This is a genomic window from Ancylobacter sp. 3268, assembly GCF_031456575.1.
Taxonomy (GTDB): domain Bacteria; phylum Pseudomonadota; class Alphaproteobacteria; order Rhizobiales; family Xanthobacteraceae; genus Ancylobacter.
In genome coordinates this window covers 113642-128937 of record NZ_JAVDUX010000003.1, presented here as the reverse complement: position 1 = coordinate 128937, position 15296 = coordinate 113642, and the positions used below count along the sequence as shown (strand labels likewise).

The 15296-nt window shown below is 67.0% G+C and carries 14 protein-coding genes; 8 read left to right on the top strand and 6 right to left on the bottom strand.

Going from position 1 to position 15296, the window contains the following annotated elements:
• Nucleotides 1-318 precede the first annotated feature (318 nt).
• Complete coding sequence (locus J2X65_RS05045; protein ID WP_310199388.1) at nt 319-2109, top strand: methanol/ethanol family PQQ-dependent dehydrogenase; 1791 nt, start codon at nt 319-321, stop codon at nt 2107-2109.
• A 133-nt stretch (nt 2110-2242) separates the two neighbouring features.
• Here the strand turns inward: J2X65_RS05045 and J2X65_RS05040 are convergent, their stop codons facing one another.
• Nucleotides 2243-4060 carry an ABC transporter ATP-binding protein gene (locus J2X65_RS05040; protein ID WP_310198906.1) on the bottom strand — a complete coding sequence of 606 codons (1818 nt, stop codon included), beginning with the start codon at nt 4058-4060 and terminating at the stop codon, nt 2243-2245.
• Between the two features lie 460 nt (nt 4061-4520).
• Between J2X65_RS05040 and minC the strand changes: the two genes are divergently transcribed.
• Genes minC through minE form a run of 3 tightly spaced genes read left to right on the top strand, consistent with a single transcriptional unit; the run spans nt 4521 to nt 6322 of the window.
• Nucleotides 4521-5231 carry a septum site-determining protein MinC gene (gene minC, locus J2X65_RS05035; RefSeq protein ID WP_310198904.1) on the top strand — a complete coding sequence of 237 codons (711 nt, stop codon included), beginning with the start codon at nt 4521-4523 and terminating at the stop codon, nt 5229-5231.
• Nucleotides 5232-5240: 9 nt separating this feature from the next.
• Complete coding sequence (minD, locus tag J2X65_RS05030) at nt 5241-6053, top strand: septum site-determining protein MinD (protein ID WP_310198901.1); 813 nt, start codon at nt 5241-5243, stop codon at nt 6051-6053.
• Nucleotides 6050-6322, top strand: coding sequence for a cell division topological specificity factor MinE (gene minE / locus J2X65_RS05025; protein ID WP_310198898.1), 273 nt, complete (start codon nt 6050-6052; stop codon nt 6320-6322). Before minD ends, minE begins: the two co-directional genes overlap by 4 nt.
• A 215-nt stretch (nt 6323-6537) precedes the next feature.
• Here minE and J2X65_RS05020 read toward each other — a convergent pair whose 3' ends face one another.
• Complete coding sequence (locus J2X65_RS05020) at nt 6538-7668, bottom strand: ROK family protein (RefSeq protein WP_310198894.1); 1131 nt, start codon at nt 7666-7668, stop codon at nt 6538-6540.
• A 314-nt stretch (nt 7669-7982) separates the two neighbouring features.
• On the opposite strand from J2X65_RS05020, the gene J2X65_RS05015 reads away from it, so the two are divergent.
• Entirely contained in the window at nt 7983-8774 is a 792-nt protein-coding gene (locus tag J2X65_RS05015; RefSeq protein ID WP_310198891.1) for a glycosyltransferase family 2 protein, read from the top strand.
• On the opposite strand, the gene J2X65_RS05010 is transcribed toward J2X65_RS05015, so the two are convergent.
• The 3 genes from J2X65_RS05010 to J2X65_RS05000 form a co-directional block, all read right to left on the bottom strand.
• Entirely contained in the window at nt 8771-9598 is an 828-nt protein-coding gene (locus tag J2X65_RS05010; RefSeq protein ID WP_310198889.1) for a phosphatase PAP2 family protein, read from the bottom strand. The genes J2X65_RS05015 and J2X65_RS05010 overlap by 4 nt on opposite strands.
• A gap of 137 nt (nt 9599-9735) precedes the next feature.
• Complete coding sequence (locus J2X65_RS05005; protein ID WP_310198887.1) at nt 9736-10065, bottom strand: lipid-A-disaccharide synthase N-terminal domain-containing protein; 330 nt, start codon at nt 10063-10065, stop codon at nt 9736-9738.
• Complete coding sequence (locus tag J2X65_RS05000) at nt 10062-11762, bottom strand: glycosyltransferase family 39 protein (protein ID WP_310198883.1); 1701 nt, start codon at nt 11760-11762, stop codon at nt 10062-10064. Before J2X65_RS05000 ends, J2X65_RS05005 begins: the two co-directional genes overlap by 4 nt.
• A gap of 355 nt (nt 11763-12117) precedes the next feature.
• On the opposite strand from J2X65_RS05000, the gene J2X65_RS04995 reads away from it, so the two are divergent.
• From J2X65_RS04995 to kdsA, 3 genes are read left to right on the top strand one after another with little or no spacing between them, the layout of a single operon-like run.
• Nucleotides 12118-13125, top strand: a complete 1008-nt coding sequence (locus tag J2X65_RS04995) for a KpsF/GutQ family sugar-phosphate isomerase (protein ID WP_310198880.1) — start codon at nt 12118-12120, stop codon at nt 13123-13125.
• Nucleotides 13122-13865 carry a 3-deoxy-manno-octulosonate cytidylyltransferase gene (locus J2X65_RS04990; RefSeq protein WP_310198877.1) on the top strand — a complete coding sequence of 248 codons (744 nt, stop codon included), beginning with the start codon at nt 13122-13124 and terminating at the stop codon, nt 13863-13865. The genes J2X65_RS04995 and J2X65_RS04990 overlap by 4 nt, the downstream gene beginning before the upstream one ends.
• Nucleotides 13866-13891: 26 nt before the next feature.
• Nucleotides 13892-14743 (top strand): 3-deoxy-8-phosphooctulonate synthase, encoded by an 852-nt coding sequence (gene kdsA, locus J2X65_RS04985; protein WP_310198874.1) that lies wholly within the window; start codon nt 13892-13894, stop codon nt 14741-14743.
• A 29-nt stretch (nt 14744-14772) separates the two neighbouring features.
• Here the strand turns inward: kdsA and J2X65_RS04980 are convergent, their stop codons facing one another.
• Nucleotides 14773-15210 (bottom strand): heme-binding protein, encoded by a 438-nt coding sequence (locus J2X65_RS04980; protein WP_310198872.1) that lies wholly within the window; start codon nt 15208-15210, stop codon nt 14773-14775.
• Nucleotides 15211-15296 lie beyond the last annotated feature (86 nt).

The following is a 15296-nucleotide window of genomic DNA, read 5'->3' as shown; positions in this document are numbered from 1 at the left end:
CCGCAACCGACGCGATCTCACACGAATTTGCAGCGCGGATAGCACTCGCGAAGAGGCTCCTACTCAAACCAAATGCAAATTGGTTCGGGAAGCAAACGCATGTGGCGGATGGATGGTGACGGCCAGATATCCGGAGAAGTGCGCCCCGGCCGGATCGGAACCCGGGCCGTCCGACGCTGCGGATTGCCCTCGCACCGGGCGCTCATGGTATCGGTTCCATCGGCTCTCGGGTCGATGGCAATGGCCCGCCCGACGCCTTTAGGACGGCGCAGGAGGACGAGCATGACCGCGAAATCGTTTGCCATAAAATCGTTTGCCATGGCTGTCGTCGCGCTGGTCGCCGGATCGGCGCAGGCAACGGCCAGTGACGACGTGTTGAGGCGGATTTCCGATCCAGCTGGTCAGGTCCTCCAGACGCTGGACTATGCCAACACCCGCTATTCACGGCTGGATCGGGTCAACGCCGGCAATGTCGGCCAGCTGCAGGTGGCATGGACCTTCTCTACCGGCGTGCTGAGGGGACACGAGGGCAGTCCACTGGTCGTCGACGGGATCATGTACGTCCATACGCCGTTTCCCAACATCATCTACGCCCTCGACCTCGATCACGATGGCCGTATCCTGTGGAAATACGAACCGCAGCAGGAGCGGGACGTCGCAGCCATCATGTGTTGCGACCTCGTTTATCGCGGCCTCGCCTATGCACAGGGCATGGTCTTCCTCGGCCAGGCGGACACCACCCTCGTCGCCCTCGATGCGAAGACCGGTGCCGTGAGATGGTCGGTGAAGAACGGCGACCCGAAAAAGGGCGAATCCAACACCGCCACCGTGATGCCGGTGAAGGACAAGCTGATCGTCGGCATCGCCGGCGCCGAGTTCGGCGCGCGCGGACATATGAGCGCCTACAATATGAAGGACGGCACGCTGGCCTGGCGTGCCTATTCCACCGGCCCCGACGCCGAGATGCGGATCGATCCCGAGAAGACCACGGAACTTGGCAAGCCGGTGGGCAAGGATTCCTCGCTCCATAGCTGGGAAGGCGAGCAATGGACGATCGGCGGCGGCGCCCCCTGGGGCTGGTTCGCCTATGATCCCGGGCTCAATCTCGTCTATTACGGCAGCGCCAATCCCGGCACGTGGAATCCCTCGCAACGGCCCGGCGACAATAAATGGTCGAACGCCATCTTCGCCCGCGATGCCGATACCGGCGTCGCGCGCTGGGTCTACCAGATGACGCCGCACGACCAGTGGGACTATGACGGCGTCAACGAGATGATCCTGACCGACCAGAGGGTCGACGGCCAGCCCCGGCACCTGCTCACTCATTTCGACCGCAACGGCTTCGCCTATACGCTTGACCGGCAAACCGGCGACCTGCTGGTCGCCAAGAAATTCGACCCGCACGTGAACTGGGCGACTGGCATCGACATGGACAAAGCGAGCCCGACCTATGGCCGGCCGCGGCTCGATCCAAAATACGGCACCGAGGCGGAAGGCGAGGACGTCACCTATCCCGGCATTTGCCCGGCGGCGATCGGCGCCAAGAACCAGCAGCCCGCCGCCTATTCACCTGTATCCGGCCTGTTCTACGTGCCCACCAGCTCCATGTGCATGGATTACGAGCCGTTTCACGTCGATTATGCGTCCGGCCAGCCCTATGTCGGCGCCACCCTCAACATGTACCCCGCTCCCGGCGGCGACGGCCGGACCGGAAACTTCGTCGCCTGGGACAATGTGAAGGGGCGCATTGTCTGGTCGATTCCCGAGCGGTTCTCGGTCTGGTCCGGGGCGCTCGCCACCGCCGGCGGCGTCGTGTTCTACGGCACGCTGGAAGGGTACCTGAAGGCCGTCGACGCCACGAGCGGCCGGGAACTCTACCGGTTCAAGACGCCGTCCGGCATTGTCGGCAACGTCATGACCTATGAGCATCACGGCCGGCAATATATCGCCGTCCTCTCCGGCGTCGGCGGCTGGGCAGGCATCGGCCTCGCTGCCGGCCTCACCGATCCGAATGCCGGCTCGGGAGCGAAGGATGCCTATGCGGCCCTCAGCAGCTACACGGCATTGGGCGGCCAGTTGACGGTGTTCGTCCTGCCCGGCCGCCCCTAGAGCAATTCCCCGCAAGACCGCGCCGCGGTTTTGCGGAAGAATTGCGGAGAAGCAGAGAGCTGGAGCCATTCCGGTGAACCTGATTTCACCGGAATGGCTCTGGTGGCAGGAGCACCGCAAGGCGCATCCCTGCCTACCGCACCGGTTGCATGTCGCCGGCCCGTGCGCCATCCGCCTCCGCCAGCACGCCGGTCTGGCGCTCGAACAGCCGCCGGTAGCGCCCGCCGGCTTTCGCCAGCAATGTCGCATGCCGGCCATCCTCGACGATGCGGCCGTGCTCGAACACGAGAATACGGTCCATCGCCTGCACCGTGGACAGCCGGTGCGCGATCACGAGCGCCGTCCGCCCTTCCATGAGCCGTTCCATCGCCTGCTGGATCGCCGCCTCCGACTCGGAATCGAGGCTCGACGTCGCCTCGTCGAGGATGAGAACCGGCGCATCCGCGAGAAAGGCGCGCGCAATGGCGACCCGCTGTCGCTCGCCGCCGGAGAGCTTGACGCCACGCTCGCCCACCAGTGTGCGGTAGCCCTTTGGCAGCCGCGTGATGAAATCATGCGCATTGGCCAGAAGCGCCGCCCGCTCGATCTCCTCCTGGCTGGCGTCCGGGCGTGCATAGGCGATGTTCTCCGCCAGCGTGCGGTGGAACAGCACCGGCTCCTGCGGCACGATGGCGATCTGCTGGCGCAGCGAGGCCTGTGCCACCTCGCGCACGTCATGGCCGTCGATCGTCACCCGGCCGGAACTGACGTCGTAGAGGCGTTGCAGCAGCTTCACGAAGGTGGTCTTGCCGGAGCCGGAAGGCCCGACAAGGCCGACGCGCTGCCCCGCCGGGATCACCACGTCGAGGTCATGGAACAACGGCGCGGCGTGACGGCCATAGTGGAACGTAACCCGCTCGAAGCGAACCTCGCCGCCGCGCAGCGCCAGCGGGCGGGCCTCGTGCCGGTCGGCCACGCCGGCCGCCAGCGCGTGCAGTTCGACCATCTCCTCCATGTCGTTCACCGCGCGCTGCAGGTTGTGCACGTGCTGCCCGATCTCGCGCAGATAGCCGTGCACGACGAAATAGGTCGTCAGCACATAGGTAACATCGCCCGGGGTGGCGCGGCCTTGCCACCACAGCCACAGCGCCGTGCCCGTGACGGCGGTGCGCACCACCCAGAGCAGAGCGAACTCGCCGCTGGCGCTCCAGGTCGCCAGCATCCATGTCCGGTGCACCCGGCGGCGCCAGCGCGCCACGACGACACCGAGCCGCACATCTTCCCGGGCCTCGGCACCGAATGCCTTCACCACCTGGTTGGCGCCCAGCGTGTCCGAGAGCAGTCCGCCGATGCGGGTATCCCACGCATTCGACAATCGCGCCGCAGGCGCCACGACACGCGTCGCCAGCGCGATCGTCATCGCCCCATAAGCCAGCGCCCCGATGGCCATGACCAGCCCCATCACCGGCCAATGCAGCATCAGCAGCACCACCGTGCCGGCCAGCACCACCACCGAGGGCAGCAGGGACAGCAGCAGCACGTCGTTAATGACATCGAGCGCCCACATGCCGCGGGTGATCTTGCGCACGGTGGAGCCGGCGAAACTGTTGGCGTGCCAGTCCGATGAGAAGCGCTGCACGCGATGGAAGGTCTCGCGCACCACATCGGCCATGATGTCGAGGGTCAGCGGCACCACGCCCCACCAGGCGAGATGACGCAGCACCACCATGCCGAGGCCGAGCCCGGCCATGACCAGAAACGCTTCCAGCGCGGCAGCCGCCTCGGCGGGACCGGCGGTCAACGCATCCACCAGCCTGCCGGCGAACAGCGGCACGAAAACCTCCGTCACCGTCGCCACGACGATGCTGGCGGCGATGGCGGCGGCAAGCCGCCAGTGGCGCGTCCAATGCTGGAAGGTGAAGGCAAGCACATTGCGCAGCGCCTCGGCGCCGCGATCGGAAGAGAACGACATTGAATCGGCAGGCGCGGCGGGCGCGCCTCTCCTGCGAGAGGGATAGCTCAGCGGGGAGGTTGGAAGCTCAGGCGGGCCTCGGATGCGAGGGCGGCCGAACTAGCGGCGCGAAATCCCGGCCGGGACGGGCAAACGGAATATGATCGTCATTCGCGCCCCTCCCTGGTTCGCAGCTTCAATGCCGGAGTTCTTACCACACGCTCGGCCTGTGGACAATCCGCGGCGATCATGCAGCGCAAAAGGGATCGCAGCGCGCCCGGCCAAATTGACCGCAGCCGCCAGCAGACCACCGAAACGGGCGAGTACATACCCGCCTCACGTTCTCACTTCATTCGAGAGGCGGGACCCGGCCAAATCCAGCGCCGGCAACCATCCACAGCCGCGCGGCCGCAGCACGCCGCATTAACCGGCCGTTAACCAAGATTAACTGAATCTATCCCGACTAGAGGAGATTCGCACGGTGAATGCTGTCAGCCGCTCCGGCCCGTCCATCCGCTTTCGCGGCCGCTCGTTCATGGCGATGACGCTCGTGGCCGATGTACCGCTCCAGCAGTGGCTCGCCGATTTCGACATCTGGTTGGAGCGCTCGCCGGGCTTCTTCACCGGGCGGACGGTCGTTCTCGACATGGTGGGCACCGCGGCCAGCAAGGCCGAGGTCGAACGCTGGATCGGCGAGCTTGCGACACGCGGCGTGCGCCTTATCGGGCTCGAAGGCATACGCCCCAGCATGGTCGATGCGTCGATGCCGCCTCTGCTGCGCGGCGGACGCGACGCCACCGTCGCCATTCCGGACGAGCCGGTCGCCGTGCCGGAAGCGCCGCGCAAGTCGGCCGAGCCGGCGGAGCCGGTGAACATGGTCATCGAGCAGCGCGTCAGGTCCGGCCAGTCGATCGTCTGCCTGGAAGGCGACGTGACCATCGTCGGATCGGTCGGCGCCGGCGCCGAGATCATCGCCGGTGGTTCGATCCACGTGTATGGCGCTCTGGCGGGCCGGGCAATTGCCGGCGCGACCTTCGGCGCCAAGGCCCGCATCTTCTGCACGAAGATGGAGGCCGAACTGATTGCCGTCGACGGTATCTACCGGACGGCCGAAGACATCGACGCCAGCCTCCGTGGCCGGCCGGTGCGGGTATGGACCGAGGATGACGCGTTGCGGCTTGCCGCACTTTAGGAGCGAGGCATGGCAAAGATCATTACTGTCACATCGGGCAAGGGCGGCGTCGGCAAGACGACGACGACCGCCGCGCTCGGTGCCGCGCTGGCGCGGACCGGCGACAAGGTGGTCGTCGTCGATTTCGACGTCGGCCTGCGCAATCTCGATCTCATCATGGGAGCCGAGCGGCGCGTGGTTTATGACTTCGTCAACGTCATCCAGGGCGATGCCCGGCTCCCGCAGGCGCTGATTAAGGACAAGCGCCTGGATTCGCTGTTCCTGCTGCCGGCCTCGCAGACCCGCGACAAGGACGCGCTGACGGAAGAGGGCGTCGACAAGGTCATCGAGGATCTCTCCCGTCATTTCGACTGGGTCATCTGCGACAGCCCCGCCGGCATCGAGCGCGGCGCGACGCTTGCGATGCGCCACGCCGACATTGCCGTCGTCGTCACCAATCCCGAGGTCTCCTCGGTGCGCGACAGCGACCGCATCGTCGGCATCCTCGATTCCAAGACGCTGAAGGCGGAGCGTGGCGAGACCGTCGACAAGCGCCTGTTGCTCACCCGCTACGATGCCGTGCGGGCCTCGCGCGGCGACATGCTGAAGACCGAAGACGTGCTGGAGATCCTTTCCCTGCCGTTGCTCGGCATCGTGCCGGAGAGCCCGGATGTGCTGAGGGCGTCCAATTTCGGCGTGCCGGTCTCCATCCATGATCCGGACAGCGCGCCGGCGCGCGCCTATAACGACGCCGCCCGGCGTCTGAAAGGCGAGGAACTGGCGGTGGAAGTGCCGAAGCAGAAGCTCGGCCTGTTCGGCAAGTTCCTGCGGAGGGCGGCATGACGCTATGGAAGCGGTTTTTCACCAATGGAAGCGCGCCGCAGGCGCGTGAGCGGCTGCAGATCCTGCTCTCCCACGAGCGTCAGGTGATCGGTGGCGACGACCTGCTGTCCAGCCTGCGCGAGGACATTCTGGCAGCCGTCGCCAAGCGCGTGCCCTGCGAGCGGGACAGCGTGAAGGTCCGCCTGGAGCGCGGCGCGCCGATGTCGGTCCTCGAGATCGAGGTCGAGATCCGCGGCAATGTCGACCTCCGGATGACGCAGGCCGCCTGAGGGCGGACGCGCTATTCGCGGCCGTGCCGCGATGTCGTCGGTGATGACGGCATCCGGCGGCACTTGGCTGGAGGCACCGGCGACACGGCTCGTGATCGCCGGCGCCATTCTTTCTATTGGCCGCCTCCAAAGGCATGGCGGCCCCGCTTCCCGAGAGCGACATGGCGGCCCGCGCCCGACATCGGCACGAGGTCATTGCCGGCGAGCCGGGCGGCTCACTCCTTGTCCTTCTGCCGGTTGGCGTGCCGCCGCCGCACGGCCTTCTGCTCGTCATTGGGATGGGCACGGTTGGTGAAGCGGGCATTGCCGAGGCCGGTGCCGATGGTCAGCACGCCCCAGCGCTCGACATCCTGCATGAACGGCACTTCGCTCAGCCCCTGCACGACGGCGTCATTATGCAGGGTCACCGTCGTCTCGTGCCCGCCGATGGAAGGGATCGCCTCCCAGAGCGCCGATGGCAGGTTAAAGCGCGAACTCTCCCAATTCCCTGGCAGATTCTGCGCGCCGTTCTCGATCGAACCGTCGGCGGCGATCGAGCCGGGACAGCCGACGCCGATGAACGGCGCCAGACGCAGCCCCTCCTTTTCCGCCTGCCCGATCAGCTTTTTCAGCATCGACACCAGGCGCTCCACCGCCTCGTCGCGCCCCAGCTTCTCCTCGGCGTGCGGCCATAGCTCCATGCTGCGCACCCGCGCCTTCGAGAGGTCCTCGGCCTTGTCGAGATTCAGCCGGACGATGCCACAGCGAATATTGCTGCCGCCGATATCGATGGCGAGAATGTCGTCGAAGCTGGCGAACATCCAGCTTGGGGCCAGATGCGCCCCCCCGATGAGGCCGGCCTCGTCCGGATCATTGTGAATGGGCCGCAGCTCGATCTCGATGCCCTCGGCGCGCGCCAGCAATTCGGTGCGGGCGACGGCTATCTCGGCGAAGCGACCCGCCTTCAGCCCGCCGCCGATGGCGATCCGCTGGGTATGGCGCCAGGCTTCGGTGCGGAGCAGCCGCCGGATGACGGCAAACAGCTCGCGGGCATAGTCCTCGACCGCGCTGTGGACGAGCGCCTGTTCATGCGGCTTGCCGCCCTCCAGAGCTTCGTCGATGCGGGATTTGGAGATGTCCTCGATCGGCATGTCTCCGAGCAGCGCAAGCTTACGTTCTGTCAGATCACGCCATCGCGCGAGACTTTCGAAGAAGGCGGCACGCCGGGCGCGATCCCCGAGAAAGCCGTCACCGTCGCGCAGTTGCGCGTTGAAGCTGTCGACGGTCACCGCGGCAAGGGTCGAGGCGCCGTGAACCGTCACATTGGGCGGCGCCTCGTTCGATTTTCTGGCCATCTTGCCGCTCATGCATACCCCCTTGCGTTACCGCTCGCCTCGGCGCACCCCGCCCAGTCGCGGGCGCGCATCAGGCAACGATCCGGCTCCCCGCGAAGTTCCGCCGGTAACGCTTTCGGCATGCGGGAGCGGGCAGAAGCGCGTGACACATCGCCGATGCGCGGCCGGATCCCCGTCGCTTCTGCGACGCTTTCGCCGAAGACCGAACGACGTTGCGAAAATTGACGAGGTGCTGATTTTCGCCGTTAACTGGATGCTTATTGCCTTTTCATCCTGATTTCATCGAAGCCGGATAGTATCGGCGGCCTGGTCGAGATTGCGATACAATGCGTGTTTCAGTGGTTATCCCTGCCTATAACGAAGCCGGCAATATCGGCCGCCTCGTTACGGAAACCTTCAACGTTCTGCCCGAGGACATCCTCGGCGAGGTGGTCGTCGTTGACGATTGCAGCGACGACGGAACGCGCGCCGAGATCAAGGCGCTGATGGCGATGCATCCGCGCTTGCGCTATCTACGCCACGGCCACCGTGCCGGCCAGAGCGCCGGCCTGCGCACCGGCATATTCGCCGCCGGTTTTCCGGTGATCGCCACCATGGATGGCGACGGCCAGAACGATCCGGCTGATATCCCGGCGCTGCTCGCCAAGCTTGCCCCGCCCGGCGGCAAGGGGCCGGCGCTGGTGGGGGGCCTGCGTGCCCGCCGGCTGGCCACCGGCTCGCGGCGCTTCGCCTCCACATTCGCCAACGGGCTGCGCGCCCGGCTGCTGAAGGACGATTGCCCAGATACCGGCTGCGGCATCAAGGTCTATTGGCGCGAGGCGTTCCTGCGCCTGCCTTATTTTTCCAGCATGCACCGCTATCTGCCGGCGCTGTTCCTCAGCTACGCCCACGAGGTGGCATATGTGCCGGTGAATGATCGGCCGCGCGTCGCCGGCACCTCGAAATACACCAATTTCGGCCGCGCGCTGGTCGGCGCGTACGACCTGTTCGGCGTGGTCTGGCTGCGGCGACGCACCCTTGTGCCGCCGATCGCCGAGGATAGTGGCGCCGCCATTCCGCTGCGGCCGGTGGCTCTTCCCCCGACCAGCAAGGCCGAGGCCGATACCGCCAGCCTCTAGGTTCCGAGCCGGCGGACGCCGCGGCTGAACAGGGTCAGCCGGTCACGGATGGCACCGGCCACCGCGTCGAGATCGCCGCGCAGTTTCGCCTGCACGGCGAGGCCGAAACGGCTCAGCTCGCTCTCCAGGCGTTCATCCGAAAACAGGTCGGCGTGGCTGACATAGAAGATCTGCCGCAGGATGACCGCCAGTGTCAGCACCATCGCGATGGCAATGGTGACATCGGATAGGAAATGCGCGCCGAAGGCGACGCGGTTGAGCGAGACCATCGCGATGATTGTGGCGATCATCGCGAAGACGCGCCAGCGCCAGGGGCGTGGCACGAACAGAGCGAGCGGCAGCAGGCAGGCGATCGTCGCCGCCTCGCCGGACACGAAGGACCGATGTGCGAAGCTCTGGCCGAAGGACCAGGCGTCGATGAATGGCACGGAACCGCCGAACTCCTCTACCTTCACCGGCCGCGGGCGACCCCAGAAGGTCTTGAACACGCCGTTCACCAGCACGACCGGCCCCAGCAGGAAGAGCATGGTGAAATAAAGCGAGAAGCGCGGCGGCAGCAGGCAGGGCCGGCAGGGATGCAGCAGCTTCAGCGCCAGCGCGACGATCACCACCACCGCCACCGTGACGGGAACGTTGCTGCCCGCCATGCGCAGTTCCTGCAGCGTGCCGTTGTGCGCCAGCGGAAAACCGACACCTGGAACGTAGAACTGACGAGTGACCGCAAGATCGATATCCGGCACCAGGATGAAGGCGGCGGAGAGCAGAAAAGTCGCAAGGATGCAGGCCAGCACCCGGTTCTCGGTGCAGAATGTCTTGAACCGCACCCTAAGCATCGTCGCCGACCGCATCGCCCCCGCCTCGCTGTCTCGCCTGCGCGGAGTCAAAGCGTGGTCGATGAAATGCCGATGAAGCGCAGATAAAACATTAACGAAAGCTGTGGGCGAAGCCGCCTTGCCGCATGTCAGCCGGCGGTGTCGGTGCGGTGCTCAGGCCGGGGGACCACCACCGGCGTGCGCCCCAGCCGCTCGCGGATCACGAAATAGATGTTGCGGGCATAGATGAGCAGGCCCGCCGCCTGGCCGAGGATGAACACCGGATCCTCGCGGTAGATCGCGTAGGCGAGCAGCGTCACGCCGCCGGCGATGGAGAACACCCAAAACGCGAAAGGCACCACGCTGCGGCGCGCCCGTTCGCTGGCGATCCACTGGACCAGGAAGCGGCCGGTGAACAGCGCCTGTCCGATGAACCCCACGATGAGCCACGGCGTGATGGTCAGCGACATCATGCTCATGATCCTTTCGTTGCGTTGGCAGGTGTGGTCAGGATTTGCAGCGTCATCCAGCGGCCGTTGCCGAGATTGAATCCCGACACCGTATCGACCGGCACCACCTGCCGCCCGAGCTGGCTTTGGCGCGCCTCGAAGGCCGCTCGCTGGCGATCGGTCACCGCGGCCATCCGGCAGCCCGGCCCGGCGAGAAAATCCGCCGCGTCCGCGCCGGTTCCATGCCGGGTGTCGGTGCCGAGCACGAACAGCGTGCTGGCTTCGTCGAACCCGGAGACGAGGATCTGCGGATCGGCACAGGGCGCATGGGCGGCAATGGACCGAGCGATCTGCGGCGAGACCCATAGCGCCTCGAGACGCGGCGCCGCCACACCGAAGCCGAGCCCATAAAGCACCACCGCCTGCGCGATCAGCAGCGGATAGGTCGTCTCCAGCGTCGCGCTCCACGCCCGATAGGCCGCAAAGCCGCCAATGACGGTGGCGAGCCCGGCCAGGCCCAGAGCCTCGGCCGGCAGCAGGCCCGACAGCCCGTGAACGACGACGACCAGGCCGATGCCGGCGAGAATGCCGCCGCCGGCGGCGGCCAGCGCCAGCAGTCGCGCCCAGCCCGCCGGCGGCGTCAGCCGTCCGGAAGCGAGGGCAGCGCCGGCCAGCAGCGCGATGGCCGGGTAGGTCGGCAGGGTGTAGTGCGGCAGCTTGGTCGCGAACAGCTCGAAGGCGATCCAGAACGGCACGATCCAGCACAGGGCGAAGCGCACCGCCGGCACCGATCGGCTCGACCACACCCAGGGCGCGGCGATCGCCGCCAGCGCCGCGCCGGGCCAGAAGATGACGAAGAAGGCGAGGAGATGCGCCCCGGGCGGCGCACCATGCGACTCCTGCCCGGTCGCCACCTTGCCGAGCAGATCGTTGCCGACCGCCTCATGGAAGAAGGCCATGCCGGTATTGAGCCAGATGGCGACGAGCCAGGGCAGCACGATCAACAGCATGAACGGCACGCCGATCGCCGGCCTGAGCGGCTTCAGCCAGGCGCTGCGCCGCTCCCAGGCGAGGAGCCCGAGCACGGTGAATCCGGCCAGCATCGGCACGATCGGCCCCTTGATCAGGATCCCCCCACCCATGGCACCCCAGAACAGCAGCGCCCAGCCAAGCGGCACCTTTTCGTCCGGCCGTGCGCCGTGAAGCCGCGCCAGCACCAATTGCCCGGTCACCGCGAAGGCGAGCAAGGTGGCATCGGTCTTGGCGAGCCGCGCCTCGGCGCCGAGAACGAGCGAAGCGGCGAGTAGCGCCGCACCGAAAAAAGCGGCACGTGGGTTGAACAGCCTCAGCCCGACGGCATGGGTCACCAGCACGGCGATCAGCGCGGCGAACAGCGAGGGCAGCCGATAGGCCCAGATCGGCGCGTCCGGCGCCAGTCCGGTGAGCTTCACCGCGGCCGTCTGCAGCCAATAGATGCCGATCGGCTTCTTGAACCGGTATTCGTCGCCGAGCCGGGGCGCGACATAATCGCCGCTCTCCACCATCTGCCGCGAGGCCTGCGCGAAGCGCGCCTCGTCGCGGTCGATCACCGGCAGGGTGAAGAAACCGGGCAGGACACAGGCGAAGAACAGCAGCACCAGGACAAGACGGGCATGGCGTTCGCCGAGGCCGGCAAGGGATACGGCGCCGGGGCGGCCGCCGCGCAGGGATCCGGCTGCATCGCTCATCGTCCGCTCGATCTCCATCCGGTCGGGCGCCGTCACCCACGCTGCCGCCTTCCTTGCTACTAGCACGTGACGGTCGTGTGATCGATCTGTGGCGAAGCAGCGTCCATGCGCCGCCATCCTCCCCCAGCATCTTCCATGCCGCATTCCCGCCCGTATGGCCCGGCAACAATCGCCCGGCAACAATCTCCCAGCGGGAGCCGTCCGCCAGAGCTGGCTGGGCAAGCGATGAGAACAGGGCTATTGAACGGCCGCGACCACGCCATCGGCGCGGCTCCGCCTCTCCGGCACGCCGTGCAGCGGCAGTGCAAATCGGATAGGAAGATGGGATCACGGTGGAACGCCTTACGGTGAGTCTATGCTGAACAGGACCCTTCCGGCCGAGCGGGCCGACAGCGCCGGCGTCGCCTCGCTGCTGCGCACGCTGCACAAGGCCTCCGAAGCGATCGAGACGCTTTCCGATCTCGTCCGCGGCGACGAGATCCTGCGCACGGCCTTCGACGCCGCGGTGGAACTGGTGGCGAGCCGCAAGGGCCGGCTGATCATCTCCGGGGTCGGCAAGAGCGGGCATATCGGCCGCAAGATCGCGGCCACCATGGCCTCCACCGGCACGCCGGCCTTTTTCGTGCACCCGACCGAGGCCAGCCACGGCGATCTCGGCATGATCGCCTCGGACGACACGCTGCTGCTGCTGTCCTGGTCGGGCGAAACCGCCGAACTCGCCAATGTGCTCGCCTACGCCAAGCGCTTCGACATCCCGCTCATCGCCTTCACCTCGCGCGAGGACAGCGCGCTCGGCCGCAACGCCACGGTGGTGCTGAGCCTGCCGCAGGTGGCGGAAGCCTGTCCGCACGGCCTCGCGCCGACCACCTCGACCCTCCTGCAGTTGCTTGTCGGCGATGCGCTCGCCATCGCGCTGCTGGAGCATCGCGGGTTCACGCCGCAGGATTTCGGCATCTTCCACCCCGGCGGCAAGCTCGGCTCGCAATTGCGCCCGGTCGGCGAAATCGCCCATGCGGGCGAGGAGATGCCGCTCATCTCCATCGGCATGCGGATGAGCGACGCGCTGCTGGTCATGTCCAGCAAGGGTTTCGGCGTGGTCGGCATCGTCGATGGATCCGGCGCCCTCGCCGGGGTCATCACCGATGGCGATCTGCGCCGTCACATGGCGCCGGACCTGTTGCAGCAGCTGGTCGAAACCGTGATGTCGAAGCGCCCGCGCGTCGTCGATGAAGCGATGCTGGCGGCGCGCGCCCTGCTGCTGATGCAGTCGGAGAAGATCACCGTCGCCTTCGTGGTGGATTCCCAGCGGCGACCGCAAGGCATCGTCCACATCCATGACCTGCTGCGCGCGGGCGTGGCATGAAGGACGACACGCTGGTCCTCATTCCGGCGCGGATGGCCTCCACCCGCCTGCCGGGCAAGCCGCTTGCCGACATCGCCGGCGTGCCGATGATCGTGCAGGTCGCCCGCCGGGCGGCGGAGGCGGATATCGGCCGCGTGGTGGTCGCCGTCGATGACGACGCGGTGTTCGCCGCCGTCGCCGCCGCCGGCTTCGAGGCGGTGATGACCCGCGCCGAGCATCCCTCCGGCTCCGACCGGATCTTCGAGGCACTGGAGATCGTCGATCCGCAGCGTCGCGCCCGCTTCGTCGTCAATGTGCAGGGCGATTTGCCGACCATCGAACGGGAAAGCGTCCGCGCCGCCCTCGCCCCGCTGGCGGACGACCGCGTCGACATCGCCACGCTCTGCGTCGAGATCGTCCGCGAGGAAGAGCGCGGCAACCCCAACGTGGTGAAAGTCGTCGGCTCGCCGCTGTCCGACACCCGCCTGCGCGCACTCTATTTCACCCGTGCCACGGCCCCCCATGGCGACGGGCCGCTCTATCACCATATCGGCCTCTACGCGTATAAGCGTGCGGCGCTGGAGCGCTTCGTGGCGTTGCCCCCCTCGCCACTGGAACAGCGCGAAAAGCTGGAACAGTTGCGGGCGCTTGAGGCGGGCATGCGCATCGATGTCGAGATCATCGCCTCGGTGCCGCTCGGCGTCGACACGCCGGAAGACCTCGAACGTGCGCGCGAGATGCTGGCGGCATCTCCCGCCTGACGGCCGATAGGCCAGGAGTTTTGATCGTGACTGCCGACGCGACCACCAACGCCACCATCCTTGTCGGCTCCGGCGACCGGCAGGTCACTTTCGCCAATGACGCGCCGTTGGCGCTGATCGCCGGCCCCTGCCAGATGGAAAGCCGCGACCATGCCTTCATGGTCGCCGAACGGCTGACCGAGATCTGCGACAGGGCCGGCATCCGCTTCGTCTACAAGTCGTCCTTCGACAAGGCGAACCGCACCTCGCTCTCCGGCAAGCGCGGCATCGGGCTGGAGAAGGCGATGGAGATTTTCGCCGAGCTGAAGGCGCAGTTCGGCTTCCCGGTGCTTACCGACGTCCACACCGAGGAACAATGCGCGCAGGTGGCGCCGGTGGTCGACGTGCTGCAGATTCCCGCTTTCCTCTCGCGCCAGACCGACCTCTTGGTGGCCGCGGCGAAGACCGGCCGGGCGATCAATGTGAAGAAGGGCCAGTTCCTCGCCCCCTGGGACATGCGGAACGTGCTGGCCAAGATCGCCGAAAGCGGCAATCCGAACACGCTGCTGTGCGAACGCGGCACCAGCTTCGGCTACAACACGCTGGTTTCCGACATGCGCTCGCTGCCGATCATGGCCGGGCTCGGCGCGCCGGTGATCTTCGACGCCACCCATTCGGTGCAGCAGCCGGGCGGCCAGGGCGCCTCGTCCGGCGGCCAGCGCGAATATGTCGAGACGCTGGCCCGCGCCGCCGTCTCCATCGGCGTCGCCGGCGTGTTCATCGAGACGCATCAGGACCCCGACAGCGCGCCATCGGACGGCCCCAACATGATCCGGCTCGACAACATGCCGGCGCTGATCGCCAGGCTCCAGGCCTTCGACGCCGTCGCCAAGGCCTGACGCCGGCGCCGAACCCTTCCGGGCAGGGATCAATCCGCGCCGGGATCGCCCTTGAGGCCCGCCGCCGCGATGCCGGCCAGCGCCGCCGCCTCGTCATTGTCCGAGGTGTCGCCGGAAATGCCCACGGCACCGATCAGCGCACCCGCCTGGTCGCGGATCAGCACGCCGCCCGGTACCGGCACCAGCGCGCCGTCGGCGACATGGCTCGCAGCGGCGATGAAGAACGCCTGCTCCTTGGCGCGCTTGAACAGCGACCGCGAGCCTACCCCCAGCGACAGCGCCCCGAAGGCTTTGCCGCGGGCGATGTCCGCCCGCTTCAGGCTGGTGCCGTCCTCCGACGCCGCGGCCTTCAGCGCACCGCGCGCGTCCAGCACGACGATGGACATCGGCTGGAAATTGCCCGCGCGGCAATGGTCGAGTGCCGTGGCGACGATGATCTGAGCGGCGGCGAGGGTCAGTTCGGTCATATACGCACCTTCATCGGAGGCTTCTGCCGGAAAAATCGGACACCTTCGATAGGCCCGCTCCGCGTGCGCACGTCAAGCCGGTCAGC